Origin of the sequence: Agrobacterium sp. ST15.13.013, from assembly GCF_027956525.1 — a bacterium.
GTDB classification, from domain to species: Bacteria; Pseudomonadota; Alphaproteobacteria; order Rhizobiales; family Rhizobiaceae; genus Agrobacterium; species Agrobacterium salinitolerans.
This window is the reverse complement of the sequence record NZ_JAQKGP010000007.1, coordinates 151,065-176,381: the sequence shown is the minus strand read 5'-3', so window position 1 is coordinate 176,381 and position 25,317 is coordinate 151,065. Positions and strand designations below refer to the sequence as shown.

Here is a 25,317-nt window from a genome sequence, read left to right as displayed (position 1 = left end):
GATCGATCAGCCCGTGATAACTTCGAGAGCGACGACGGCGGCGACAAGAGCCGCCATCATCGCGAGAATGACATTGGAAGCGCACCAGCCGCCGGGCGTCGCGCTCCCCCTGCCGGGAGCGCCTTTCCGGATGGAAACGACGCGGTTACTTCGGGATTTGTCGTCGTTCATGGCATCACCTCAGAAGACCTGGCCTACCGCCATCGCCAGATGTTCGGCAACGGGGCCGAGTGCCAGCGCAGGCAGGAAGGTAAGGCCGCCGACAATCAGGATCGTGCCGACCAGCAGACCAACGAAAAGCGGGCCATCCGTCGGGAAGGTGCCAGCCGAGGCCGGAACGGTCTTCTTGGCGACCAAGGAACCGGCAATGGCGAGTGCTGGAATGATAACCAGAAAACGGCCCATCAACATGCCGAAACCAAGCGTGATGTTGTACCAGGTCGTATTGCCGGTAAGCCCGCCGAAGGCGGAGCCGTTATTGGCGGCCGCCGAGGTATAGGCATAGAGGATTTCGGAGAAGCCGTGCGGCCCCGCCGTTCCTATCGACGCCACGGCCGAAGGCAGAACAGTGGCCATTGCCGTGAAGAAAAGCATGGCGAGCGGCAGGCAGAGAATGGCCAGAACCGCCATCTTCATTTCCTTGGCCTCGATCTTCTTGCCGAGATATTCCGGCGTCCGCCCGACCATCAGCCCCGCCACGAAGATGGCGATGACGATGAAGAGCAGAATGCCGTAAAAACCAGCGCCGACACCGCCGACGATCACTTCGCCCAGTTGCATATTGATAAGCGGGATTAGACCACCCAGCGCCGTGAAGCTGCCATGCATGGCATTGACCGCACCGCACGAGGCCGCGGTGGTGATGACCGCGAAGAGCGACGAGAGCGCCACGCCGAAACGGGCCTCCTTGCCCTCCATATTGCCGCCGGCAAGACCGAAGCCATGCATCAGCGGATTTCCAGCCGCTTCCGCCCAATAGGTGACGGCGACGCCGGCGATGAACAGCACGCCCATGGCGGCGAGGATCGCCCAGCCCTGACGCTGGTTGCCGACCATGCGGCCGAAAACATTGGTGAAGGCTGCCCCGATGGCGAAGATCGACACCATCTGGATCATGTTGGAAATGGCGTTGGGGTTTTCGAACGGGTGCGCGGAATTGGCACTGAAGAAGCCGCCGCCATTGGTGCCCAACATCTTGATCGCCAATTGCGACGCCACGGGCCCGACGGCAATGGTCTGCTTTGCGCCTTCCAGCGTCTGCGCATTCACATAGGCGCCGAGCGTCTGTGGCACGCCGAGCCAGACGTAAACGAGGGTCAGCACGATGCAGAAGGGTAAAAGCACGTAGAGGGTCGCGCGGACCATATCCACCCAGAAATTGCCGATCGCCTTGCCGGAAGCACGCGAAAAAGCGCGGATGAGGCCGATGGCTATGGCCATGCCTGTTGCGGCGGAGACGAAGTTCTGCACGGTGAGACCGGCCATCTGGGTCAGATAGGACAGGGTGCTTTCCCCGCCATAGTTCTGCCAGTTGGTGTTGGTGACGAAGCTGACCGCCGTATTGAAGGACAATTCAGGCCCGACGGCCGGCATCGCCTGCGGATTGTAGGGCAGCACGGCCTGAAAGCGCATCAAGGCGTAAAGCAGGGCAAAGCCGAAGAGGTTGAAGAGAAGCATGGAGAAAGCATAAGTCGTCCAGTGCTGTTCCTCGCGCTCGCTTGTTCCTGCAAGGGCATAGAGGCCACGCTCTACGGGTGCGAGAACCGGCGACAGCAGGGTGCGGTCGCCATTAAAGACGCGCGCCATATAGAAGCCGAGCGGCTTCACCAGCGCAAAAATGATCCCGCAAAACAGCAGAATCTGAAACCATCCATTGAGGGTCATGGTACTTTAACTTTCAATAGCCGCCGCTTCCCGATCAGAAGCGTTCGGGGCGAATGAGAGCATAGGTGAGATAGGCGGCGATAAAGACCGTGACAGCACCGCTCAAGATATAGTCGAATGTCATCGCAGCCTCCGTCTAAAGCCGGTCGCAGGCGCGCGTATAGGCAAAGCAGAGGGCGAAAAACACCGTGGCTGCACCGATCAGAACAACATCCATCATCGATGGGACTCCTTTTTAATCGAGGAGCCGTACAGGAAGAAAAGCGCCGTCATGTGGGACGTCGCTTTTCAATCTTTCTGGCTGGAAAGGGAACACCATCCCTTCCCGAACAGAAGAATGCACCCGAACCGCATAAAGGTTCGAGACGGCCACAGATGGAATAAAATAGGAATCCTATAGGAATTTTATGCCCGCCGGTTGCGGGCATCGCTACCGCTACTTAGAGTCTTGACGCATCTCCGGACGGGAAACCGGGGTCCACTTTTCCTGGAAGTGCTCTAAGCAAGCCGGCTGTCACCGAAAGCGGAAACGATGGTTTCCGCCGGGCTTTTACTGGCAAGCAGCGCGGCCAGCAAAATGCGGGCCTGTCCGGGACGAAGGGTGGATGAATGCACGGCGCCCGCTGCGACAAGGTCATGCCCGCCGCCACCGCCGCCGTAACTTGCCACGAGCCGCCCTTCCGGCACGCGGCTGGAAACGATGACGGGAACGCCGCGTTCTGCGCAGCGCTTCACGGCTTCGGCGATACGCGGATTGGCATTGCCGGAACCAAGTGCGGCAAGAACGATGCCTTTCGCGCCCACCTGCAGGCTTGCATCGATATGGGTGGCGTCACAGCCGGGATAAATGGCGACGATATCGACGCGCTGATCGGTTACCGGGGCGGAAAGCCGCAGCGTTGCGGCAGCCACCATTGGCCGGGCCGAGCGGAAGGCATCCGCCTCGTCCGCGCTCAGCTTGTAAAGCCCCCAGGCCGGCAGACAGCGGCCGCCGAAGGAAAGGAGCACACCTTTTGCGGCATTCGCGTGATCGAGCGCTGTTTCTATGGCCTTGGCCAGATTGGCCGGTCCGTCCGCGTCCTTATGGTCTGCGGTAAACTGCGCGCCGGTGAAGACCACCGGCTTTGTGATGGCCCGCTGCAAATGTACGAGCAGCGAGGATTCCTCCATGGCGTCGGTGCCATGCAGAACCACGATGCCGGCAACGGCGGGATCATCAAGCTCCATTCCCACCGCATCACTGATGCGCTGCATGTCCGCCAATGTCAGGCTTGAGGAATCCTTCGCCATCAAATCGACCGGCTTCAGCCGGGCGTTGATCTGCGGAACCAGCGCCAGCAGGTCCTCACCCGAAAGGCTGGGCTGGCTTGCGCCATCGACGCCACGCCGGCTGGCGATGGTGCCGCCGGTGGCGATGACCGCCACCAGAGGCATTGCGCCCTGCCCGCTCACTGTATCGCTCCCGCACGCTCGTCCGCGAGGCGGTAGATGCGCTCACGCAACAGATACCAGCCGATGACGAGCGCTGGAATGATGACAATCAGCGAGGCGATGGTCCAGGAGCCGACAGGATAGTCAAACGCCATCAGCACAAGGACACCGAAAAGGAAGATGAGTGTGAGGATGCCGGTATAGGGCGCGCCGAACATGCGGAAATCCGGACGCACGATCTCACCGCGCTGCGACAGCTGCCAGAGCTTCAGCTGGCAGAGCACGATAACGGCCCAGGCGCAGATGATGCCAAGCGCTGACAGGTTAAGTGCGATTTCGAACGCGGCGGAGGGGACAACGGCATTGAGCGCGACGCCGAATACGGTAACGACGGCGGTAACCGCGATGCCCCCATAGGGCACGCCGTTCTTGTTCATCTTTGCGAGCGCTGCCGGAGCCGAACCGGAAACTGCCATGGAGTGGAGAATGCGGCCTGTGGAATACAGGCCGGCATTGAGCGAGGAGAGCACGGCTGTCAGCACGACGAGGTTCATGATCACGTCAGCGCCCTCTACACCGATGGAGCCGAAGAAGGTGACGAAGGGGCTCTCGCCGGCCTTGTAGGCGGTATAGGGCAGAAGCAGCGTGAACAGCAGCACGGAGCCGACGTAAAAGACGACGAGGCGCAGAACCACCGCGCGGATGGCGCGCGGCATGACCTTGCGCGGGTCTTCGGTTTCGCCTGCTGCCGTACCAATCAACTCGATCGACGCATAGGCAAAAACCACACCCTGAATGATGACGAAGGCTGGAAGAATACCGTTAGGGAAAAAGCCGCCATTGTCAGTGATGAGGCTGAAGCCGGTGACGTGGCCCTCGATGGGCGTACCGAAAATGACGAAATAAATGCCGACGACGAGGAAGATCGCGAGAGCCAGAACCTTGATCAGGCTGAACCAGAACTCCAGTTCGCCGAACACCTTCACCGACAGCATGTTCATCGCCAGCACCACCACCAGCGCCGTCATCGCGAAGACCCACTGGTCGATACCCGCAAGCCACGGCACGTATTGCTTGAAGAAATTCATATAAAGCGCAACGGCGGTGACATCGGCCACCGAGGTCATGGCCCAGTTGAGCCAATACATCCAGCCGGCTGCAAAGGCCATCTTCTCGCCGTAGAACTCGCGCGCATAGGACACAAAGGAACCGGAGCTCGGGCGATGCATGATCAGCTCACCGAGCGCGCGCAGCACCAGAAACGCGAAGAAGCCGCAAAGCGCATAAACGAAAACCAGCGCCGGACCAGCCTGCGCGAGACGCCCACCGGCACCCAGAAACAGACCCGTGCCGATGGCGCCGCCGATGGCGATCATCTGGATTTGGCGCGGCTTCAGGGCTTTATGATAACCGAGATCCTCTTCGACGAAGACCTCACGTTCGGCGGGTGCCGTTTTTCCAGAATGCATGGATTTATCCTCCCGATAAAACGCTTGTAGTCGGCAATAAGCCGGAAATCAAAGTGGAACCGGCGTCGTCCCCAATGCTGGAACTATGGCCAGCGAATGCATGCATGCTGTAAAGCTGCATGACAGATTTTTGCCGTCATAATGGCAGATAATGCCGCTCGTCAAGGGCATTCGACATGATTGACCTTCTCCTCCACCAAGTTTAAGGTCAAAAAATCTGTAAGACAGCTTTACAGATATTACAACACTTAAAAGCCAGTGGAGGAAAAAGTGAGCGTGACGCGCAAGGAGCATGATTTGCTCGGGACGAAGGAAATTCCGGCGGATGTCTATTGGGGCGTGCACACGGCGCGCGCTGCGGAAAACTTCAAGATCACCGGGGTGACCATAGGCCACAACCCTTATCTCGTCCGGGGACTGGCCTATGTGAAGGAGGCGGCCGCACGCGCAAATCACGAACTTGGCCTGCTGGACAAGGAGCGCATGGAAGCGATCGCGGAAGCCTGCCGCGAAATCCGCGCCGGCGCGCTGCACGAGCAATTCGTGGTGGATGAAATCCAGGGCGGCGCCGGCACCTCCACCAACATGAATGCCAATGAGGTGATCGCCAACCGCGCGCTTGAACTGCTCGGCCACGAAAAAGGTGATTATGCCCGTCTTCACCCGAATGACCATGTCAATCTCAGCCAATCGACCAACGACGCTTATCCGACCGCGATCAATGTCGGCCTGATCGAGGCGATCGATGATCTGGCGGCTTCCATGGGCGTTCTGAAGGACGCTTTCGACCGCAAGGCGCAGGAATTTGCCGGCTTCATCAAGATCGGCCGCACCCAATTGCAGGACGCCGTGCCGATGACGCTCGGCCAGGAATTCCGTACCTTCGTGGTGATGCTGGGAGAAGATCAGGCGCGTCTCATCGAATCCGCAGCACTCCTGCACGAAATCAATCTTGGCGCCACCGCCATCGGCACCGGGCTGAATGCACCGCGCGGTTATGCAGCGCTCGCCTGCCAGCATCTGGCGGAACTGACGGGAAGGCCGCTCGTGACGGCTGCCGACCTGATCGAAGCCACACAGGACCCCGGTGCCTTCGTGCACCTTTCCGGCGTGCTGAAACGCGTTGCCGTCAAGCTGTCGAAGACCTGCAACGACCTTCGCCTGCTCTCCTCCGGTCCGCGCGCCGGCATCGGTGAGATCACCCTGCCCTCCGTCCAGGCGGGTTCCAGCATCATGCCGGGCAAGATCAATCCGGTCATTCCCGAAGTGGTCAACCAGGTGGCCTATGCGGTGATCGGCAATGACATCACCATCACCATGGCCGCCGAAGCCGGGCAGTTGCAGCTGAACGCTTTCGAGCCGATCATCGTGCGCGCGCTTTCACAGAGCATCAGCCAACTCAGCGCCGCCTGCCGCACCTTGGCGGAACGCTGCGTCGACGGCATCGTCGCCAATCCGGCGATCATGGCGCAGCGCGTGGAAGAATCCATTGGCCTCGCCACCGCGCTCAACCCGCTGATCGGCTATTATGCGGCGACAGAAGTGGCCAAGGAAGCGCTTGCCAGCGGCCGCACGGTGCCGCAAGTGGTTCTGGAACGCGGTTATCTAACGAACGCACAATTGCAGCAGGCGCTGAGCCCGCGGCACCTTGCCAACCTGCCCGCCCTCACGGCTGGCGAAGCCGATCTTCGCCAATGATCGTCGTCACCACCTGTTTCACCTGCCCAAGGTGAAGCTCCATCGCCTGCCGCGCCTCAGGCGCTGAACCCCGCCGGATCGCCTCGACGATCCGGCGGTGCTCGAAATTCGAGGCCACGCGGCGACCGGCCATAAGGTTGACCATCTCTGACTGTTGGGACAGCGCCTCACGGGCGTCGGCCACCACCTTGGCGAACAGCCTGTTGGCCGAAGCTTCCGCAATGGCGCAATGAAATTGACCATCCAGCAGCACCCAGGGATGCGGCCTTTCTTCGGCTTCCATCCGGCCGCAAAGATCAAGCAAGACCGCCAGTTGGGCGTCGGTCCGCCTCAACGCCGCCCAACCGGCCGCGGGAACCTCGATGAAAGGGCGAGCCTCGATCAGATCGCGGGCGGAATAGGCGCCGTAATTCAATTCGGAAGGCGGCGTCGGCGTCATCACATAGGTGCCGCTTCCGGTGCGGGTCTGTGTCAGCCCCAGGGTCTGGAGAGACCGCAAAGCCTCGCGAACAATCGGTCGGCTGACGCCATATCGGGCGGCCAGATGGGCTTCGGAAGGCAGCCGGGTGCCGACCGCAAGCTGCCCCGAAGTGATGGCGGAACGGATATCATCGAACACCGCTTCTGCGGCATTCTTGCGATTGATCGGCTGCGCATCCGCAAGCCAATCCGACAACCCGCCCATCTTCAAGCCCTCCGGCACCCCAATGTGATCCGCAATATCGGCGACATACGGATTCGATATGCAAGATCATGCGGCGTCCGAAAACGAAAGGACGGCCGCCGCTCTCGCAGCTAAGCCGACCTTCCTAACATTATCCTGCCCATGGGAACAACGACGGCGGATATTTTTATGGGAATGATGAGGTAACGCCCTCACTCCTTTTCTAGTATCAGGCCGTGACGTCGTGTCCTTCCGGCTTGTCATCCTCGCGCGGAATCCGGAACCACGCGACATAGAGCGCCGGCAGGAAAAGCAGCGTCAGCGCCGTACCCACCACGATACCACCCATCATGGCATAGGCCATCGGCCCCCAGAAAATCTCCCGGGATATGGGAATGAGGGCAAGTGTGGCTGCCGCCGCCGTCAGCATGATTGGCCGCATGCGGTGCTCGGTCGCCTCGATGACCGCCCGCCAGGCCGAAACCCCTTCGCTTCTCAGATGCTCGATCTGCACGACGAGAATGACCGAGTTGCGGATCAGGATGCCGATCAACGCCAGCACACCGAGGATGGCGACGAAGCCCATCGGCGCATTGGAGAAGAGCAACGCCACCACGACACCGATCAGGGCAGTCGGCGCGACGGCGAATACAAGGAACAGCCGGCTGAAGCTTTGCAGCTGGATCATCAGGATCGTCGCCATAGCAAACAGCATCATGGGCACAACAGCGACAATCGGCGCCTGCGAATCCGCGCTGGATTCCACCGAGCCACCCGTCTCCAGCGTGTAGCCGACGGGAAGCGTTTTCTGGAACGCCTCGATCTTCGGCTTCAGCTGCTCCACAATCGTGGCCGGCTGCGTTGGGCCGATAATGGCGGCCTTGACCGTGACAGTCGGGATTCGGTCGCGACGCCAGATGGCCGGCTGCTCCAGCTCATAGCGGAAATTGGCGATCGCCGAAAGCGGGACGGCCTTGCCGTTGGTCGCCGGCAATTGCAGGTTCTGCAACGTCTCGATGGAGCCGCGCTCGGACATCTGCGCCCGCGCCACCACGTTGACGAGGTAGATATCGTCTCTCACCTGCGTGACGGTGGAGCCTTCGACAATGCTGTTCATGGCATTGGCGATGTCTTCCGAGGAGACGCCGAGCTGGCGGGCCTTGTCCTGCAGAACATCGACCTTGACCACGCGCGTCGGCTCGTTCCAGTCCATGACCATGTTGGACAGCAGCCGGTTTTCGCTGACGACGCCCGACAATTGCTGTCCAAGCTCGCGGACTTTCTGGATATCGGGTCCACTCAGGCGATATTGAACCGGTTTCCCGACGGGAGGGCCGATATCGAGCAATTTCACGAAGGCGTCGGTGCCGATAAAAGTCTTGTTCAGATAGTCCTGCAACTCGATGCGCACCTTGTCGCGCACATCCAGCCCCTTGGTGACGATGACCGTCTGACCGAAGGTGACGTCAGGCGTCTGAACGTCGAAAGACAGGATGAAGCGCGGTGCGCCCTCACCAACATAACTTGTCCAGTGATCGACATCCGGATTGTTGGCCAGCATTTCCTGTTCGAACTTGGCCATCTGCCGGTTGGTTTCGGCAATGGAGCTGTTCTGCGGCAGGTTCCAGTCGACGATCAGCTCCACGCGGTCGGAAGACGGGAAGAACTGCTGCTGCACAAGGCCCATGCCGCCAATGGACAGGGCAAACAACGCAACCGTAGCGACGATCGTCACCCAGCGCCAGCGCAGCGCCCGGCCGAGAAGCCAGGAAAAGGCGGAGGCAAAACGACCCTTTTTCTCATGGTGCGATTTCATCGTCTTCGGCAGGATCGTCACACCGAGCAACGGCGTGAACAGAACCGCGACGATCCATGACACGATCAGCGAAACGGCGATCACCACAAAGAGCGTGAAGGTGAATTCACCCGCCGCGCTGTTGTTGAGACCGACCGGAATGAAGCCGGCGACAGTGACCAGCGTTCCGGTCAGCATCGGGAAAGCGGTCGAGGTATAAACATAGGTCGCCGCTTTCCTGAGATCGTCTCCGACCTCGAGCCGCGCGACCATCATCTCGACGGCAATCATCGCATCGTCGACAAGAAGCCCGAGTGCGATGATGAGGGCGCCGAGCGAGATACGTTGCAGCGAAATACCTGTATATTCCATGTAGACGAAGGTGATCGCCAGCACGAGCGGAATGGAAACGGCAACCACCATGCCGGCCCTGAGACCAAGGCTGATGAAGCTGATGACAAGAACGATGGCGATGGCCTCGAACAGCGCCGAGGTGAAGCCCGAGACCGCCTCATCGACCACGGCCGGCTGATCGGACACGCGATGCACATCGACACCAACCGGCAGATCCGCCACCACCCGCTTCATCTGCGCATCCAGCGCCTCGCCGAAGTGCAGCAGGTTTGCGCCGGTTTTCATGCCGATTGCAAGGCCGATGGCCGGCTGACCGTTGAAGCGGAAGAGCGAGGATGGCGGATCGACATAACCACGCCGGATCGTTGCCACTTCCGTCAGCGGGAAGAACCGGTTGTTGACCCGCAGATTGATGGACCGCAGGCTGTCTTCCGAAGTGAACTGGCCGCTGACACGCAGCGCCACGCGCTCTGGCCCGGCATTGACGAAACCGGATTGCGTGACGGCGTTCTGTGATTGCAGCGTCTTGATGATCGACTGCTGGTCGATGCCAAGCGCCGCGATCTTCCGCGTGGAGAACTCCAGATAGATCGTTTCGTCCTGCGCGCCGATGACATCGACCTTGCCGATATTGTCGACAGTCAGCACCTTCGCACGGGCATCCTCCACCAGATCGCGCAATTGTCGCTGGCTGAGACCATCGCTGGTGAAAGCGTAGATATTTCCATAGACATCGCCGAAACGGTCGTTGAAGAAGGGACCGACAACGCCCGAGGGGAAATCGCCCTTGATATCGCCGATCATGTTGCGCACCCGCAACCATGTCGGTTCGACGTTGCGCGCCTTGGTTTCCGGCACCAACTCCACGAAGATCGTCGTGCGGCCGGCCACCGTCTGGCTGCGCAGATGATCGAGATTGTCGAGTTCCTCGAGCTTCTTCTCGATCCTGTCGGTCACCTGCCGCGCCACTTCTTCGGCGGAAGCGCCTGGCCATTGCGCGCTGATCACCATCGTCTTGATGGTGAAGTTCGGATCTTCCTCGCGACCAAGGTTGATATAGGAGAAAACGCCGGCAAGAACGAAAACCAGCATGAAGTACCAGACGAGCGAACGGTGCTCGAGCGCCCAGTCGGAAAGGTTGAATTTCTTCACTGACGGACCTCCTGATCGATCCTGATGGCCTGTCCATCCTTGAGCTTGTGAACGCCGGCGCTGGCGACGCGCTCGCCGGGCTTGACACCGCCGGTGATGCGCACGTTGCCGCCTTCAGCAGGCTCGCCATCTATCTTGACCGTGCGGAGCGTTACCGTCGCCGTTTCGGCATTGACGATCCAGACACCCCAGCCATTGTCGGTTTTCAGCAGGGCCGATGACGGAAGCATGATCTGCGGTTCGGATGCGGCAAGCACCGAAGCCGTGACAACGGAGCCGAGCCGGAATGCCGACGGCGCATCCTGCAGGCTGATCTTCGTGCGGCGCGTGCGCGTCGCCGTTTCGGCTTCCGGAGCGATCTCGCGCACCACGCCGGTGGTTCGAATTTTCGGATCGAGCTGCAGGGCGATCTCGAAGGCGGAGCCGATCTCCAGGCGCTGCGCCGCAAATTGCGGAACGTCGACCACCACATCGCGCACTTCCGGGCGAGCGATGGTCACGACTGTCTGGCCGGCCGAGACAACCTGACCGATTTCGCCCGAAGTCCCCGTAACCACGCCGTCAAATTCCGCATGCAGCTGCGCATAGCCCAGCTGCTCCTCGGCTTTGTCCAGATTGGCGCGGGCCTTGGCGACGGCGGCGTTGGCGGTGCGTGTTGCCTGTTGGGCTTCTTCCAGCGCGGCCTCCGTGCCGCTGCGGGCCTCCGCCAACACGCGCTGGCGCTGCTCGGTCGTTATTGCATTGGCGAGCTGCGCTTCCGCATTGGAAAGGTCGGACTGCGCGCTCTTCACCGCAAGCTCCAGCGCCAGCGGATCGATCGACGCGACCACATCACCTTTCTTTACCAGATCGGCGACATCGACATTGCGCGCGATAATGCGCCCGAGAACGCGAAAGCCGAGATCGGTCTGAATGCGCGATTCCACCGTGCCGGTCAGCCGCAGGGCGTCGGCCGACTTCTCTTCCACGACAACGGAAAGCACCGGACGCGGCGCCTCGGCGGCGGCTTCCTGCTTCTCCTCGCAGGAGGAAACCGCAATGGCCGCAACCGCCAAAAACAAGCTTCTGTATATACTGGACATTATTGTGCCTGCCCCTTTTCATAGGCGACCTTTTCGCCGGCGCGGAGAAATTTGGTACCAACGGTGACCACAAGTTCGCCGGGATTGAGCCCTTGTGCGACGACGAATTGACCCGTCTCGTAGTCGGCGACCTCGACACGCCGCATGGCGATTTCCGAAGATTGCGGATCGACCACCCAGACGGCAGGCAGGCCGTCCTGCGACGTCATCGCCGACCACGGAAGCTCAATCGCATCGATCTGTTCGAAACGGAAATGGCCGGAAACGGGCGCGCCGAGCGGCATGGTCATGTCGCCGTTCAGGCCCACCTTGACCCTGATCGTTCCATTGTCGGGGTCGATAGTCGGCGAAATCTCCCGTACCGGCGCCGCAATTCTGTGGGTGGGATCCGACAGGAGGCTGACATTGACGAGATTATCGATATCGCGCTCGAGGAACAGGGATTCATAAACGTCGAAGACCGCATCGCGCGGCCCGTCATGCGCCAGCGTGAAGACGAGCTGGGCGGCCTGCGCCACCTGGCCGACCTCGACATTACGCGCCGTGATGACGCCATCCGCATCCGCCCTGAGTTCGGTGTAGGACAGGGCATCGCGCGCCGTATCGAGCTGCGCCTGCGCCGATCTCACCGCACCCTGCGTCGTGAGCAGGGTTTCCTGGGCCTTGTCGACCGCCGAACGCGAGGTCACCTGCGTCTTGAAAAGGCTTTGTTGACGATCGAACGTCAATTGCGCCTGCGTCTGCTGCGCCTCCGCAGATTGCAGGTTGGCCAAGGCGACATCGAGATCGGCCTTTTGCTCTTCGGGATCCATGCGGGCAAGCAATTGCCCGGTCTTGACCCGTGCGCCCACATCCACCAGCCGCTCGGTGATCTTGCCGCTGACCCGGAAGGACAGATCCGTTTGGACCCGCGCCTTTACTTCGCCCGTGATGACGCTACCGCGATCGACGGGCTTTTTCTCAACCGCGACCACATCGACGGTGCGAAGCGGCTTTTCGGCGGGCGGCTCGTCATTGCTGCAGGACGACAGGGCGAAAATGCCGCCAAGCGCCGCCGCGATAAGAATGGTTCTCATGGTGACCTCTTGATTTTCGCCTCATCCTATAATATTTGACTGACTGAATAGTCAATGAAATTCTTATGCTGCTGATCGAGGAGCTGTCCGGAGCATCCGCACGGGTTCCCGAATGATCATTCCCTCGTCGTCCGGCACATACCTGCGGGCGCATTGGCAATGATCCGGCATAGCGAAGCATGTGCGCGCCTTCACAAAAATCGTTCCGGTTTTTGCGCCGGTGCTATAGGCAAACCCATCTCTCACTTCCGCCAATCGCGACGGACGGAAGGGCGCGCGTCGAAAACAGAAGGATCCGGGGCCATGCCGAAAGCAAAGCTGACACGTGCTGAACAGAAGATACAACGTCCGTTGCAAATTCTCGATGCAGCATTCGAGGAATTCACCAAAAGGGGATTTACCGCGACCCGGGTGGAGGACATCGCGGAACGGGTGGGAGTGACGAAAGGCACGGTCTACGTCTATTTCGAAACCAAGGAGGCGCTTTTCGAGGCCATGGTAAAACGTGCCTCCATGCCGTTCCGGGAGACGTTCAGCGCCTATACGCATAAGTCAGACGATCCCGTCGAGCAGCTTCGCCTGCTGCTCGAATTCCTGTTCGACTCACTCGTCGACAACAGAAAAATGCGGGAACTGTTTCGTCTAATCGTCGCGGAAGGCGCAAAATTCCCGGATCTCATCGACCAGCACTATGACACGATGATGGCGCCGGTCTTTGCGCGCATCGATACGATCCTGGAGGAGGGCGTGGCGAAAAAAAGGTTCAGGGCTAATCCCCCCGAACTCGCCAAGGTCGTGATGTCGCCCATGGTTGGAACGTTGGTGTTTCGGCTGATTTTCAACGACCGGCGCATTCTGGACAGGCAGGCTGTTCTCAAGATTCATCTCGAACTGATTATGCGCGGACTGCTGGCATAGGCATCAAGGCACGCGGCCGCGGACCTCTATTCCTGACTTTCAAGCCGATATCGGGAACCGGGGTAGAGCAGCCGTACGGATGTGACGGCGCGGCTCGATGACCAGGTTCTGCGGCGCACGAGAAGGCAAGGCTCGTTTCGGCTTATGGCCATCAATTTGCACTCCCAGGGCTGGGGCGACGCGGCCTCGATGAATTGCTCTGTTCGCGAAATTGGCGCCGCCGCTGTCAAATAGGCATTCGGGGTGAGCGTATTGAAATCCTGCATCAGATAATCTGGAGCGATCTCCGCATTGACGAAGCGATCTTCAAGCTGGATCGGCACATCGTCTTCGTGGTGGACAATGATGGAGTGAAAAACCTTCGCTCCCACGGCGATCTCCAGCGCCGTTGCGAGATCGGGACCGCAAACTTCCGTCTGGGCAAGGATCAGGCTCGGTCGATGCGTCGAACCGCGTTCCTTGATCTCGTCGGCAATGTTGCGCACGCCCATCATGCCAGCGCTTCGCTTTTTCGGGGCGACAAAAGACCCGCGCCCCTGCACACGAACGATCACCCCCTCGGTTGCCAACTCCCGCAGCGCTCGGTTCGCCGTCATCCGACTGACACCCAGCATGTCCACGATCTCGTTTTCGGAGGGTATCCTGTGGTTCGTCAACCACTCTCCGCCGGCGATCTTTTCCTTGATCTGTTCTTTCACTCGCTCATACAGCGGCAGGGAGGAGCGATCGCCCGAGACAGGAAACTCGTTTTCGATGACGGACAGCATTGAAACTCCTAAAAATCGGGCGACTGCACAAAACGCAGCCAGAATCCGCACAAGCACAAAATTATCACATCCCGCCTTGCTTGTCTTTCGCAAATGTGTGAAGTTACATATACAACTTGAGGGGAAAATAATGGCGAGCGAAGACTCGATCTCTGGCAACAGCAGGTCTCCCGCCGATGGTCGTGGCGATACTCAAATGCCCGCCCAGCGCAAGGGCAGCGGCTGCCATGCCGAAGGAGAAGCTGTATTTGATGGCGCGGCTAGGCAATATGCGCTGAAAGCTCACCCTTTTCAGAACCAACCAGCGCAGGCGCGTTCGACCCAACGTCGCCGATACGCGCGTCCCATGCGAATTTTTCAAAGTTGTATAGTGAACTTCCAGCATACCGCTTCAAGGCGAACATCCAATTCCACGTTGATTCGACGAGCGCCCGACCGCCGATTTCGCCGGGACATGAAATGCACCAATGACCGCCGGGCTCAGGGGTAGGCATCTGCCCAGGGCACGCCCGGCTGAAACCACAAAACGCATGCCAGCAACTTGCCAATCATCAAACCAAAAGGGGAATGCAATGCTGAATTCAAAGTTGAAAATCGCGCTGGCCACCACCGCGCTCATCATGGGAGCCTATGCCGGGTCAGCGAGAGCGGAAGGCTATTGCGCCGCTGGAAAGACCATCACCTTCGCCGGCATCGACTGGGAAAGCGGCGCTTTCATCACCGAAGTCATGAAGGAAATCCTCTCCAAGGGCTATGATTGCAAGGTCGATTCCATTCCCGGCAACTCCGTGACGCTGGAACAGGCAACCGCCAATAACGACGTGCAGATCTTTGCTGAAGAATGGATCGGCCGCTCCGACGTCTGGAACAAGGCTGCGGAAGCCGGGCAGGTAACATCGGTCGGCAAGACCTTCGTCGGCGCCGCCGAAGGCTGGTTCGTGCCGGAGTATCTGGTCAAGGGCGACCCGGCGAAAGGCATCGAAGCCAAAGCTCCGGACCTGAAGAACGTCGACCAGCTTTCCGACCCGAAGATCGTTGAACTGTTCAAGGATCCGGAAGAGCCCGCCAAGGGCCGCTTCCTCAATTGCCCCTCGGGCTGGACCTGCGAAGGCGTCAACACCGCAAAGCTGCAGGCCTACAAGCTGGAAGCAAACTATGTGAACTTCCGGCCCGGCACCGGCACCGCTCTCGACGCCGCAATTGCCGCCGCCTATCTCCAGGGCGAACCGATGCTGTTCTATTACTGGAGCCCGACGGCAATCATGGGCAAATACAAGCTCATCCAGCTGCAGGAGCCGGCCTATAGCGAAGCCTGCTGGAAGGAACTGACGAGCGCCGATGGAAAGCGCGACGCCGGTTGCGCCTTCCCCTCCGTCGAGGTGGCCTATGGCGTGAACAGCACCTTTGCGAAGGAAGCACCGGAGATCATTGCGATCCTTGAAAAGGCGACCTTCCCGTTGACGGAGATCAACGCCAGCCTCGCCTACATGACCGACAAGCAGGTCGATGCGACAGCCGCCGCCAAAACCTTCCTTCAGACCAAGAGCGATGTCTGGGGCAGCTGGGTTTCTGCCGACGCCAAGGCGCGTATCGAAGCCGCCGTCAAGTAAACATCGCACGCGCGCCGGGCTTCCGGCGCGCCTTTTCCCGTCAGGACAGGGGCCGGCTACCGCACATGGGGTCGGCAGGCGCGAGGACGACACCAATGTTTCCTGAAGTTTTCCATATTTCCATCCGCGGCCCGATCAATGAGATCGTGCGCTCGCTGGTGGTGAATTACGGCTCCGTTTTCAAGGCGATCTCGCAGACGATCCTGCAGGCGATCCTCTTTGTGGAATGGGTGCTGCGCGGTCTGCCGTGGTGGGCCATTTTTCTGGTCTTCCTGGTGCTCGCCTGGTTCGCGGCGAAGAAGATTTCGCTCGTCATCATGGTGGCGGTGATGCTGTTCATCGTCGGCGCGCTCGGTCTCTGGGACCTGACGATGCAGACGCTGGCGCTGATGCTGATTGCCAGCCTCATTTCCATCGTCATCGGGGTACCCATAGGTATCCTGCTTGCCAAAAGCGAATGGGCTCGGCGCATCACCCTGCCGATACTCGATGTCATGCAGACCATGCCGAGCTTCGTCTATCTCATTCCCGCCATCATGCTTTTCGGCCTCGGCAAGGTCCCGGCCGTACTGGCCACCATCGTTTATGCCGTGCCGCCGCTGATCCGCCTGACCGATCTCGGCATCCGGCAGGTGGACCGGGAGGTCGTGGAGGCGGCGACCGCATTTGGCGGCAGCCCGAGACAAATCCTCTTCGGCGTCGAATTGCCGCTCGCCACGCCCACGATCATGGCCGGCCTCAACCAGACGATTATGATGGCGCTCTCCATGGTCGTCGTCGCCTCGATGATCGGCGCGCGCGGCCTTGGCGAGCAGGTGCTGAACGGCATCCAGACGCTCGATGTCGGCAAGGGCCTCGAAGCAGGTCTCGGCATCGTTATTCTCGCAATCGTGCTCGATCGCATCACCCAGGGTTTTGGTCGATCCAGCCGGAAGGAAATGGGCAATGACTGATATCCATATCCGCAACGTGTCCAAGATATTCGGCGGCAACTGGAAAGCTGCGCTGACCATGGCCCAGCAGGGCGCGGAAAAAAGCGAAATCCTGGCAAAAACGGGATGCAGCGTCGGCCTCGACAATGTCAGCCTCGACATCGAAGCCGGCCGCATTTTCGTGATCATGGGCCTCTCCGGTTCCGGCAAGTCGACGCTGGTGCGCCACATCAACCGGCTGATCGAACCGACAAGCGGCGAGATTCTCGTCGGCGGCGACAATGTTCTAGCACTGAAGCCCAAAGACCTGCGCGACTTCCGCAACCGACGCGTCAGCATGGTGTTCCAGAATTTCGGTCTGATGCCGCACCGCACCGTCTTGCAGAACGTCGTTTATGGCCAGCGCGTGCGCGGGCTGACCAAGGCCGACGCGCGGCCCATCGGCATGAAGTGGATCGAGACCGTCGGCCTTTCCGGCTATGAGGACAAGTTTCCGCACCAGCTTTCCGGCGGCATGAAGCAGCGCGTCGGTCTGGCCCGGGCACTCGCGGCCGATACCGACGTCATACTGATGGACGAGGCCTTTTCGGCGCTCGACCCCTTGATCCGCGCCGACATGCAGGACCAGTTGCTGCAGCTCGAAAAGAACCTGCACAAGACCATCGTTTTCATCACCCACGATCTCGACGAGGCGCTCCGCATCGGCGCACAGATCGCGATCCTGAAGGACGGCAAACTGGTGCAGGTTGGAACGCCGGATCAGATTCTCAACAGCCCCGCAAATGATTATGTCGCCCGTTTCGTGGAACGCCGCGCGGGTGCGGGGGAAGGCCAGCATGGCTGACACGATCACCATCGATCGTCCCCTCACCTGGCAAGAGATCGCCGCTGTTGCAAAAGGCGCCACGCTTTCCCTGTCGGACAAAGCGTGGCGGCGCATTGCCGAAGCCCGCGCCGTCGTCGATGCGCTCGTCGAAAAACGGGTGCGCGGTTACGGCATCAACACAGGTGTCGGCGCGCTCTGCGATGTGATTGTAGACATCCCACAGCAGCAGGCTCTTTCCCGCAACATCCTGCTCAGCCACTCCTGCGGCGTCGGCGAACCGCTCGGGCGCGAAGAAACACGGGCCATCATGGCCGCCCAGATCAACAACTTCGCGCATGGTTATTCCGGCGTGCAGGTCAAAACGGTCGAAGCGCTGCTCGCCCTGCTGAATGGCGATATTCTTCCCGTTATTCCGTCAAAGGGCTCGGTGGGTTACCTCACCCATGCCGCGGCCATAGGGCTGGTGCTGATCGGCGAAGGCCGGGCCCGCCATGGGGGCGAACTCATCAGCGGCCGGCAGGGGCTCGCAAAGCTTAGCCTCGAACCCATGGTTCTGCAGGCGAAGGAAGGGCTCAGCCTCGTCAACGGCACACCCTGCGCCACCGGCCTCGCCAGCCTCGCGCTTGCGCGCACGGCTTCGCTCCTTGACTGGGCCGATGCGGCAGCAGCAATGAGCTATGAAAACCTTGGCGCGCAGGCCGATCCCTTCGCCGCAGGGCCGCTGGCACTGCGCAGCTCGCCCGGCATCCAGACTGTCGGCGCAAACCTGCGCCAGCTTCTGGCGGCAAGCCCGCTGCTTGCCCGGTCGGCCGGATCCCGCACGCAGGATCCGCTTAGCCTGCGCGCCGTGCCGCAGGTGCACGGCGCCGTTCGCGACAGCGTCGCGCAGATCGTAGACGTCGTAGACCGCGAACTCGCGAGTGTCACGGACAACCCGGTCGTCGGCGGCACGCCGCAGTCGCCCGAGGTCCACTCCCAGGCCCACGCCGTCGGTGCGTCGCTCGGGCTTGCCATGGATGGGCTGGCGACGGCCGCAGCCGAACTCGCGGCGATTTCCGAGCGGCGTATCGACCGGCTCGTCAACCCGCTTGTCAGCGGGCTGCCCGCCTTTTTGGCGGAAGGTGATGGTGTCTGTTCCGGTTTCATGATCATCCAGTACACCGCCGCAGCGCTTGCCGCGGAAAACCGCCGCCTCGCCGCCCCCGCCAGCCTCGATGGCGGCATCACCTCCGCCTTGCAGGAGGATATATTGACTCACGCCACCGCCGCCGCCGACAAGACGCTTTCGATTATCGGCAACCTGGAAACCATTCTCGCAATCGAGATCATGAGCGCCGCGCAGGCTTACGACATGCAGCCAGACGAAGGCGGCCGTGCGCCCGGCACCAATAGGCTTTATCAGCGCGTCCGGACGGCGGCGCCATTTTACCGCGATGACCAGCCGCTCAACAATCTGGTAGCCGCCATTCGGGAAATGTTGCAAACCACGCTTACGGGGATAGGTGTCGACAACATCAACCCGGCTCACGCAGAATGCTCATCCCATTCTTTCTGAAGCGTAAGAGCCGGGACCGGGGGGGAACACCACGGTTCGGCTGCCGTTCAGGAATAAACGCCGATGAATATGGGCGTGTATGGCGCGCGCCAGCACCTGCGCCTCCACGTCGCGGCCGAGCGACACGTAATCCTCCGCCGACTGGGCATGGGTGATGCGCACGATATCCTGTTCGATGATCGGTCCCTCATCCAGATCGGCGGTCACATAATGCGCCGTCGCGCCAATCAGTTTCACACCGCGCTGATAGGCCTGCTTGTAAGGGTTGGCGCCCTTGAAAGAGGGCAGGAAGGAGTGGTGGATATTGATGATCCTGCCCGACATCGCCTCGCACATCCTGTCGGAAAGCACCTGCATGTAACGTGCCAGCACGATGAGTTCCGTACCCGAGCTTTCCACGATCTCCATGATCCGGGCTTCGGCCTGCGGCTTGTTCTGTTTCGTCACCGGAATGTGGTGGAACGGAATGTCGTGATTGACGACAACCTTCTGGTAATCGAAATGATTGGAGACGACGCCGACAATATCGATCGGCAGCGCCCCGATGCGCCAGCGATAGAGCAGGTCATTGAGGCAATGGCCGAAGCGCGACACCATCAAAAGAACCTTCATCCGCTCTGCCTGATCGTGCAGCGCCACCTCCATGCCGAATTTTTCCGAGATGGGCGCCAGCCCGTCCATCAACGCGTCGCGTGTCTCACCCTCCTCGGAAATGAAACCCACGCGTATGAAAAAACGGCCTGTGCCGAGATCGTCGAACTGCGAACTGTCGACGATGTTGCACCCCTTCTCAGCGAGAAAGCCTGAAAGGGCGGCGACAATGCCGCGGGTAGACTTGCATGTCACGGTCAGGACGAAGTTCGTCATCTGGCGATCTTTCTGTCATCAATATGGAAAACGCCCGCGCGGCTGGACGCGCGGGGCAAGCCGCAAGCGCGGCGGGGAAAATCGGGCTTAGACATCGAGGGTCGTCTGATGCTCCCATGCGGTGAATTGCGAGCAGTAGCTGTTCCACTCACCCTGTTTGAGTTTCAGATAGGCATTCGAAAATTCAATGCCGAGCGCCTGCTGCAATTCCGCATCTTTCTCATATTCGCGCAGCGCATCGAGAAGGTTGAGCGGTAGCTTCGGTGCATCCGTGACCGTATGGCCCTCGCGATACATGTCGATATCGTAGTGCGGACCGGGATCGGCCTTGGAGCGGACACCGGAAAGGCCAGCCGCGATGATGATGGCCTGCAACAGATAAGGGTTCACGGCTCCATCCGGCAGGCGCAGTTCGAACCGTCCCGGCCCCGGCACGCGCACCATATGGGTGCGGTTATTGCCGGTCCAGGTCACCGTATTCGGCGCCCAGGTCGCGCCGGAAACGGTACGCGGTGCGTTGATGCGCTTATAGGAGTTGACCGTCGGATTGGTGACGGCCGCAAGCGCCGACGCGTGTTTCATGATGCCGCCGAGAAACGTCTTGCCCTTGGCCGACAGACCGAACGGCATTTCCCTGTCGGCGAAGGCGTTGACCTTGCCGTCGAGGTCCCAGACCGAAATATGGGCATGGCAGCCATTGCCGGTCAGGCCCTTGAAAGGCTTCGGCATGAAGGTGGCGCGCAGCCCGTGTTTTTCGGCGACGGATTTGACCATGAATTTAAAGAAGGAATGTTTGTCGGCGGTCTGCAGCGCGTCGTCATATTCCCAGTTCATCTCGAACTGGCCGTTCGCGTCCTCATGGTCGTTCTGGTAGGGCTTCCAGCCCAGCTCCAGCATATAGTCGCAAATCTCGGCGATCACATCGTAACGGCGCATCACCGCCTGCTGGTCGTAGCAGGGCTTTTCCGCTGTGTCGTATTCGTCGGAGATTTTCGCACCGTCCGGCGAAATCAGGAAAAATTCCGGCTCCACGCCGGTCTTGACCCTGAGCCCTTCGCTGGCCGCCTCAGCGATGAGCTTTTTCAGCACCACGCGCGGCGCCTGCTCCACCGGCTGGTCTTCCATCATGCAATCGGCGGCGACCCAGGCGACATCCTTTTTCCATGGAAGCTGGATGACCGAAGAGGCGTCGGGCACGGCGAATAGATCGGGATGGGCGGGCGTCAAATCGAACCAGGTGGCGAAGCCTGCAAAACCCGCGCCATCCTTCTGCATATCAGCGATCGCTTCTGCAGGAACCAGCTTGGCGCGCTGGCCCCCGAAGAGATCGGTATAGCTGATCATGAAATATTTGACGCCCTTTTCGGCAGCAAACTTGGAGAGGTCCAGTGTCACGTCATTCCCCTTTTTTGAATATCAGACACTCATCAAAAAAGACGGGCACATCCTCCCAAATGCGCCCGTCCGTCTTTATGGCTTAAAAGCTGCCTTTGCCCGGGAACCAGCTGGTTCCCGCCAGCGGAACCTGCGCCATGGCGGCGGCCTCCATCGTCAGCGCCACCAGATCTTCCGGCTCCAGATTATGGAGATGGTTCTTGCCGCAGGCGCGCGCGATGGTCTGCGCCTCGAGCGTCATGACCTTCAGATAATTGGCAAGACGGCGGCCGGCGGCGACGGGATCGAGGCGTGCGGCAAGTTCGGGATCCTGCGTGGTGATTCCTGCGGGGTCTTTGCCTTCGTGCCAGTCATCATAAGCGCCTGCTGTCGTACCGAGTTTTTGATATTCGTCTTCCCAATGCGGATCGTTATCACCCAGCGCCACCAGCGCCGCCGTGCCGATGGCGACAGCATCCGCACCAAGCGCCAGCGCCTTGGCGACATCAGCGCCCGACCGAATGCCGCCGGAGACGATGAGCTGCACCTTGCGGTGCATGCCGAGATCCTGAAGCGCCTGAACAGCGGGGCGAATGCAGGCGAGCGTGGGCATGCCGACATTTTCGATGAAGACATCCTGCGTGGCGGCCGTGCCGCCCTGCATGCCGTCCAGCACCACCACATCGGCACCGGCCTTCACCGCCAGTGCGGCGTCGTAATAGGGCCGCGCACCACCGACCTTGATGTAGATCGGCTTTTCCCAGTCGGTGATTTCGCGCAGTTCGAGGATCTTGATTTCCAGATCGTCGGGGCCGGTCCAATCAGGATGACGGCAGGCGGAGCGCTGGTCGATGCCCTTTGGCAGGTTGCGCATATTGGCGACGCGATCGGAAATCTTCTGGCCGAGCAACATGCCACCACCACCCGGCTTCGCACCCTGGCCGACAACGACCTCAATGGCGTCCGCGCGACGCAGATCCTTCGGATTCATGCCGTAACGGGAGGGCAGATATTGATAGACCAACGTCTGGCTGTGGCCGCGCTCCTCATCCGTCATGCCGCCATCGCCCGTCGTGGTGGAGGTGCCAGCGATTGTCGCGCCGCGGCCGAGCGCTTCCTTGGCGTTGCCCGAAAGCGCGCCAAAACTCATGCCGGCAATGGTGATCGGCGTTTTCAACGTGATAGGCTTCTTGGCGAAGCGCGTGCCGAGGGTCACGGTCGTATCGCATTTCTCACGATAACCTTCGAGCGGATAACGCGAAATGGACGCGCCGAGAAACAGGAGGTCATCGAAATGCGGAACCTTGCGCTTGGTGCCCGCACCGCGAATGTCATAGATGCCGGTCGCCGCCGCACGGCGGATTTCCGCCAGCGTGTGGTCGTCGAAGGTCGCGGATTTACGCGGCGGGGTGAAGGGGTTGTGATAGCTCATCGGAATATCCCTCGCCTCAATACGCGTCGGCGTTGTCGATGTTGAAATTATAGAGCGTGCGGGCCGAACCATAGCGCTTGAACTCTTCCGGCCGGACATCGCTGACGCCGGCCTTTTCGAGGAGTTCTGCAAGCTTTTCGAGATGTTCGGGCCGCATGTCCTTCTCGATGCAGTCGGCACCCAGGCTCTTCACCGAGCCGCGCACGAAAAGCTTCGCCTCATAAAGGGAATCGCCCAGCGCATCGCCCGCATCGCCGCAGACGACGAGATGGCCGGACTGGCCCATGAAGGCGGACATATGGCCGATATTGCCTTTCACGACGATATCGATGCCCTTCATGGAAATGCCGCAGCGGGAGGCGGCATTGCCCTTGATGACCAGAAGCCCGCCGCGGCCGGTGGCGCCAGCATATTGCGAAGCATCGCCCTCAATGACGACGGTGCCCGACATCATGTTTTCGGCAACGCCCGGTCCGGCCGAGCCATGAACGGTGACTGTGCCGCCATCATTCATGCCGGCGCAATAATAACCGACCGAACCGCGCACATCGACGGTGACGGGGCTGTCGATGCCAACGGCGACGGCATGGTGGCCGCGCGGATTGACGACTTCGAATTCGGTATCGTTGACACCGGAGGAAAGACCGTGGAGCGCCTTGTTGAGTTCACGCAACGGCGTGTGGGAGAGATCGAAAACTGGCATGGATTATGACTTTCAAAACAGGCGCCGATGACGGGTCTCAGGCGGCCTTTTCATGGTCCCAGAAATAGACGGTCGCCGGCTCCGGCTCCCACACCCGGGCATTTTCAATGCCGGGCAGGTTGACCAGAGCGCGATATTCCGAACCGAAAGCGACATATTGGTCGGTCTCGGCCATGACAGCAGGCTTGCAAGCGATGGGATCACGCACCACGCCAAAACCGGATTTGGTGCCGACGACGAAAGTGAAGAAACCATCGAGATCATCGAGCGCACTTGTCAGTGCTTCGCCCAGATCCTTGCCCTTGGCCATTTCCGCCGTGAGATAGGCGGCGGCCACTTCCGAGTCGTTCTGGGTTTCGAAGGTCATGCCTTCGCGCACCAGTTCACGGCGCAGATTATTGTGGTTGGAGAGCGAACCATTGTGCACCAGGCACTGGTCGGCACCGGTGGAGAAGGGATGCGCGCCAAGCGTCGTCACCGCCGATTCCGTCGCCATGCGGGTGTGACCGATGCCGTGGCTGCCGGCCATGGAACGCACGTCGAAACGGGCGACGACATCCTTCGGCAAGCCGGTTTCCTTATAGATTTCCACACTGTCGCCGGAACCCATCACCCGCACATTCGGCCGGATGGCGGCTAGAATCGCGCGAATACCATCCAGCTTCCCGGCGGGAATATCGAGAACCGCATGGGTGCTTTTTACCGTGACCACGGCGTCAACGCCGTTTTCCTTCAGCGTCACGGCAAGGCCGGAAAAATCGGCGGCAGGATCGGCCGACTGGATCGTCACTTTCGCACGGCCATCGGCCGCACTTCCATAGATCGCGATGCCGGCCGAATCCGGCCCGCGATCGGTCATGGTGACGAGCATGTCCGAGAGCAGCTGACCCAGCTGCGGCTCAAGGCTTTTGTCTTTCAGGAATAGTCCAACAATGCCGCACATCGACAGGCGCCTCCATTCGTTTCCGAATGAAGGGCTAACATATGGAATTCTATTCCGTCAACTATGAGGAATATTTTTTTCTTCTAAGGCAAATTATCAATCGTTGCCTAGCCGCCTTTGCGGATAGGAAATGATCGACAAATAACGGGCGGGAAGCTTCACCAATTCCTCCGGCCCGTGCGGTGCATCGGCGTCGAAAAACAAGCTATCGCCGGCCTGCATGGTGAAAAGCTGCTCGCCGTGGCGGTAAACCACCTCGCCTTCCAGCATGTAGAGAAACTCCATTCCCTCATGCTGGAAGGTTGGGAACACATCCGAGTCCTTGGTCAGCGTGATGAGATAGGGCTCGACGGTGACGCCGCTGGTATTGTTGTCGATATGGCCAAGCAGGCTGTATTGATGACCGGCGCGCGTACCCCTGCGCTCGATATTCACGCCCTGCCCCGCCTTGACGAAAGTGGCGCTGCGCGGTTCCTCGAAACCGCGGAAGAAAGCCGTGATCGGCACGCCGAGCGCCTTTGAAAGCGTCTGCAGGGTGGTAAGCGATGGGGAGATATTGCCGTTTTCGATCTTCGAGAGCATGCCGACGGAAACGCCCGTGGCCGATGCAAGATCGGTGACGGTGATGCCGAGCTTCTTGCGATAGGCGCGGACCTCGTGGCCGATCGCCATTTCCAGATTATTCACCCTTGGCTCGCGAACGGCATGCGGATCCTGTGACAGGAACTGCGCAGCTTCGCTCTGGGTGGCATCCTTGGCCATGGTATCCTCCGGTATCGTCGTGT

The 25,317-nt window shown here is 60.2% G+C and carries 22 protein-coding genes; 6 read left to right on the top strand and 16 right to left on the bottom strand.

Going from position 1 to position 25,317, the window contains the following annotated elements; all coding sequences use genetic code 11:
* Positions 1-6: 6 nt before the first annotated feature.
* The 5 genes from PL597_RS09920 to PL597_RS09900 all read right to left on the bottom strand — a co-directional run bounded on the left by PL597_RS09920 (position 7) and on the right by PL597_RS09900 (position 4,784).
* Positions 7-171: a hypothetical protein gene (locus PL597_RS09920; RefSeq protein ID WP_162854292.1), complete on the bottom strand. Its 165-nt coding sequence runs from the start codon at positions 169-171 to the stop codon at positions 7-9.
* A 9-nt stretch (positions 172-180) separates the two neighbouring features.
* The gene (gene kdpA / locus PL597_RS09915; RefSeq protein ID WP_077983519.1) at positions 181-1,884 is read right to left on the bottom strand and encodes a potassium-transporting ATPase subunit KdpA; all 1,704 of its coding nucleotides are present in this window, start codon (positions 1,882-1,884) and stop codon (positions 181-183) included.
* Between the two features lie 34 nt (positions 1,885-1,918).
* Positions 1,919-2,008: a K(+)-transporting ATPase subunit F gene (kdpF, locus tag PL597_RS09910; RefSeq protein WP_003506089.1), complete on the bottom strand. Its 90-nt coding sequence runs from the start codon at positions 2,006-2,008 to the stop codon at positions 1,919-1,921.
* A gap of 374 nt (positions 2,009-2,382) precedes the next feature.
* Positions 2,383-3,336, bottom strand: coding sequence for an asparaginase (locus PL597_RS09905; protein WP_271365051.1), 954 nt, complete (start codon positions 3,334-3,336; stop codon positions 2,383-2,385).
* Positions 3,333-4,784 carry an amino acid permease gene (locus PL597_RS09900; RefSeq protein ID WP_271365050.1) on the bottom strand — a complete coding sequence of 484 codons (1,452 nt, stop codon included), beginning with the start codon at positions 4,782-4,784 and terminating at the stop codon, positions 3,333-3,335. Before PL597_RS09900 ends, PL597_RS09905 begins: the two co-directional genes overlap by 4 nt.
* A gap of 270 nt (positions 4,785-5,054) precedes the next feature.
* Here PL597_RS09900 and PL597_RS09895 point away from each other — a divergent pair, with 270 nt between their 5' ends.
* Entirely contained in the window at positions 5,055-6,482 is a 1,428-nt protein-coding gene (locus tag PL597_RS09895) for an aspartate ammonia-lyase (RefSeq protein WP_271365049.1), read from the top strand.
* On the opposite strand, the gene PL597_RS09890 is transcribed toward PL597_RS09895, so the two are convergent.
* The 4 genes from PL597_RS09890 to PL597_RS09875 form a co-directional block, all read right to left on the bottom strand.
* Entirely contained in the window at positions 6,451-7,167 is a 717-nt protein-coding gene (locus PL597_RS09890) for a FadR/GntR family transcriptional regulator (protein WP_137411365.1), read from the bottom strand. The genes PL597_RS09895 and PL597_RS09890 overlap by 32 nt on opposite strands.
* Positions 7,168-7,375: 208 nt before the next feature.
* Positions 7,376-10,447: an efflux RND transporter permease subunit gene (locus PL597_RS09885; RefSeq protein WP_271365048.1), complete on the bottom strand. Its 3,072-nt coding sequence runs from the start codon at positions 10,445-10,447 to the stop codon at positions 7,376-7,378.
* Positions 10,444-11,529, bottom strand: a complete 1,086-nt coding sequence (locus tag PL597_RS09880; RefSeq protein ID WP_142913490.1) for an efflux RND transporter periplasmic adaptor subunit — start codon at positions 11,527-11,529, stop codon at positions 10,444-10,446. The genes PL597_RS09885 and PL597_RS09880 overlap by 4 nt, the downstream gene beginning before the upstream one ends.
* On the bottom strand, positions 11,529-12,605 hold the full coding sequence (locus tag PL597_RS09875) for an efflux RND transporter periplasmic adaptor subunit (RefSeq protein WP_173991151.1): 1,077 nt from the start codon (positions 12,603-12,605) through the stop codon (positions 11,529-11,531). The genes PL597_RS09880 and PL597_RS09875 overlap by 1 nt, the downstream gene beginning before the upstream one ends.
* A 303-nt stretch (positions 12,606-12,908) precedes the next feature.
* On the opposite strand from PL597_RS09875, the gene PL597_RS09870 reads away from it, so the two are divergent.
* The gene (locus PL597_RS09870) at positions 12,909-13,523 is read left to right on the top strand and encodes a TetR/AcrR family transcriptional regulator (RefSeq protein WP_077983527.1); all 615 of its coding nucleotides are present in this window, start codon (positions 12,909-12,911) and stop codon (positions 13,521-13,523) included.
* A gap of 26 nt (positions 13,524-13,549) precedes the next feature.
* Here PL597_RS09870 and hutC read toward each other — a convergent pair whose 3' ends face one another.
* The gene (hutC, locus tag PL597_RS09865; RefSeq protein ID WP_077983528.1) at positions 13,550-14,290 is read right to left on the bottom strand and encodes a histidine utilization repressor; all 741 of its coding nucleotides are present in this window, start codon (positions 14,288-14,290) and stop codon (positions 13,550-13,552) included.
* Positions 14,291-14,862: 572 nt separating this feature from the next.
* Between hutC and PL597_RS09860 the strand changes: the two genes are divergently transcribed.
* The 4 genes from PL597_RS09860 (at position 14,863) to PL597_RS09845 (ending at position 19,213) form a co-directional block, all read left to right on the top strand.
* A complete protein-coding gene (locus PL597_RS09860) occupies positions 14,863-15,900 on the top strand; it encodes an ABC transporter substrate-binding protein (RefSeq protein WP_269823836.1) in 1,038 nt (345 codons plus the stop codon).
* A 95-nt stretch (positions 15,901-15,995) separates the two neighbouring features.
* On the top strand, positions 15,996-16,853 hold the full coding sequence (locus PL597_RS09855; protein WP_271365047.1) for an ABC transporter permease: 858 nt from the start codon (positions 15,996-15,998) through the stop codon (positions 16,851-16,853).
* Positions 16,846-17,676: a quaternary amine ABC transporter ATP-binding protein gene (locus tag PL597_RS09850; protein ID WP_269823837.1), complete on the top strand. Its 831-nt coding sequence runs from the start codon at positions 16,846-16,848 to the stop codon at positions 17,674-17,676. The genes PL597_RS09855 and PL597_RS09850 overlap by 8 nt, the downstream gene beginning before the upstream one ends.
* Complete coding sequence (locus tag PL597_RS09845; protein ID WP_271365046.1) at positions 17,669-19,213, top strand: HAL/PAL/TAL family ammonia-lyase; 1,545 nt, start codon at positions 17,669-17,671, stop codon at positions 19,211-19,213. The genes PL597_RS09850 and PL597_RS09845 overlap by 8 nt, the downstream gene beginning before the upstream one ends.
* Here the strand turns inward: PL597_RS09845 and purU are convergent.
* The 6 genes from purU to PL597_RS09815 form a co-directional block, all read right to left on the bottom strand.
* Positions 19,196-20,080: a formyltetrahydrofolate deformylase gene (gene purU, locus PL597_RS09840; protein WP_077983533.1), complete on the bottom strand. Its 885-nt coding sequence runs from the start codon at positions 20,078-20,080 to the stop codon at positions 19,196-19,198. The genes PL597_RS09845 and purU overlap by 18 nt on opposite strands.
* An 87-nt stretch (positions 20,081-20,167) precedes the next feature.
* Complete coding sequence (gene glnT / locus PL597_RS09835) at positions 20,168-21,475, bottom strand: type III glutamate--ammonia ligase (protein ID WP_137411358.1); 1,308 nt, start codon at positions 21,473-21,475, stop codon at positions 20,168-20,170.
* An 82-nt stretch (positions 21,476-21,557) separates the two neighbouring features.
* Positions 21,558-22,886: an FMN-binding glutamate synthase family protein gene (locus PL597_RS09830; RefSeq protein ID WP_271365045.1), complete on the bottom strand. Its 1,329-nt coding sequence runs from the start codon at positions 22,884-22,886 to the stop codon at positions 21,558-21,560.
* Between the two features lie 16 nt (positions 22,887-22,902).
* The gene (locus PL597_RS09825; protein ID WP_271365044.1) at positions 22,903-23,589 is read right to left on the bottom strand and encodes a GXGXG domain-containing protein; all 687 of its coding nucleotides are present in this window, start codon (positions 23,587-23,589) and stop codon (positions 22,903-22,905) included.
* Between the two features lie 37 nt (positions 23,590-23,626).
* Entirely contained in the window at positions 23,627-24,532 is a 906-nt protein-coding gene (locus PL597_RS09820) for a class II glutamine amidotransferase (protein WP_271365043.1), read from the bottom strand.
* A gap of 96 nt (positions 24,533-24,628) precedes the next feature.
* Positions 24,629-25,294 carry a helix-turn-helix domain-containing protein gene (locus PL597_RS09815; RefSeq protein ID WP_202048287.1) on the bottom strand — a complete coding sequence of 222 codons (666 nt, stop codon included), beginning with the start codon at positions 25,292-25,294 and terminating at the stop codon, positions 24,629-24,631.
* Positions 25,295-25,317: the final 23 nt, after the last annotated feature.

Bases quoted from the DNA above. Each gene is read 5' to 3' on its own strand.
- PL597_RS09920 (WP_162854292.1), bottom strand. From the start codon at position 171: ATGAACGACGACAAATCCCGAAGTAACCGCGTCGTTTCCATCCGGAAA.
- kdpA (WP_077983519.1), bottom strand. From the start codon at position 1,884: ATGACCCTCAATGGATGGTTTCAGATTCTGCTGTTTTGCGGGATCATT.
- kdpF (WP_003506089.1), bottom strand. From the start codon at position 2,008: ATGACATTCGACTATATCTTGAGCGGTGCTGTCACGGTCTTTATCGCC.
- PL597_RS09900 (WP_271365050.1), bottom strand. From the start codon at position 4,784: ATGCATTCTGGAAAAACGGCACCCGCCGAACGTGAGGTCTTCGTCGAA.
- PL597_RS09890 (WP_137411365.1), bottom strand. From the start codon at position 7,167: ATGGGCGGGTTGTCGGATTGGCTTGCGGATGCGCAGCCGATCAATCGC.
- PL597_RS09880 (WP_142913490.1), bottom strand. From the start codon at position 11,529: ATGTCCAGTATATACAGAAGCTTGTTTTTGGCGGTTGCGGCCATTGCG.
- PL597_RS09875 (WP_173991151.1), bottom strand. From the start codon at position 12,605: ATGAGAACCATTCTTATCGCGGCGGCGCTTGGCGGCATTTTCGCCCTG.
- PL597_RS09870 (WP_077983527.1), top strand. From the start codon at position 12,909: ATGCCGAAAGCAAAGCTGACACGTGCTGAACAGAAGATACAACGTCCG.
- hutC (WP_077983528.1), bottom strand. From the start codon at position 14,290: ATGCTGTCCGTCATCGAAAACGAGTTTCCTGTCTCGGGCGATCGCTCC.
- PL597_RS09860 (WP_269823836.1), top strand. From the start codon at position 14,863: ATGCTGAATTCAAAGTTGAAAATCGCGCTGGCCACCACCGCGCTCATC.
- PL597_RS09855 (WP_271365047.1), top strand. From the start codon at position 15,996: ATGTTTCCTGAAGTTTTCCATATTTCCATCCGCGGCCCGATCAATGAG.
- PL597_RS09850 (WP_269823837.1), top strand. From the start codon at position 16,846: ATGACTGATATCCATATCCGCAACGTGTCCAAGATATTCGGCGGCAAC.
- PL597_RS09845 (WP_271365046.1), top strand. From the start codon at position 17,669: ATGGCTGACACGATCACCATCGATCGTCCCCTCACCTGGCAAGAGATC.
- purU (WP_077983533.1), bottom strand. From the start codon at position 20,080: ATGACGAACTTCGTCCTGACCGTGACATGCAAGTCTACCCGCGGCATT.
- PL597_RS09830 (WP_271365045.1), bottom strand. From the start codon at position 22,886: ATGAGCTATCACAACCCCTTCACCCCGCCGCGTAAATCCGCGACCTTC.
- PL597_RS09825 (WP_271365044.1), bottom strand. From the start codon at position 23,589: ATGCCAGTTTTCGATCTCTCCCACACGCCGTTGCGTGAACTCAACAAG.
- PL597_RS09820 (WP_271365043.1), bottom strand. From the start codon at position 24,532: ATGTGCGGCATTGTTGGACTATTCCTGAAAGACAAAAGCCTTGAGCCG.
- PL597_RS09815 (WP_202048287.1), bottom strand. From the start codon at position 25,294: ATGGCCAAGGATGCCACCCAGAGCGAAGCTGCGCAGTTCCTGTCACAG.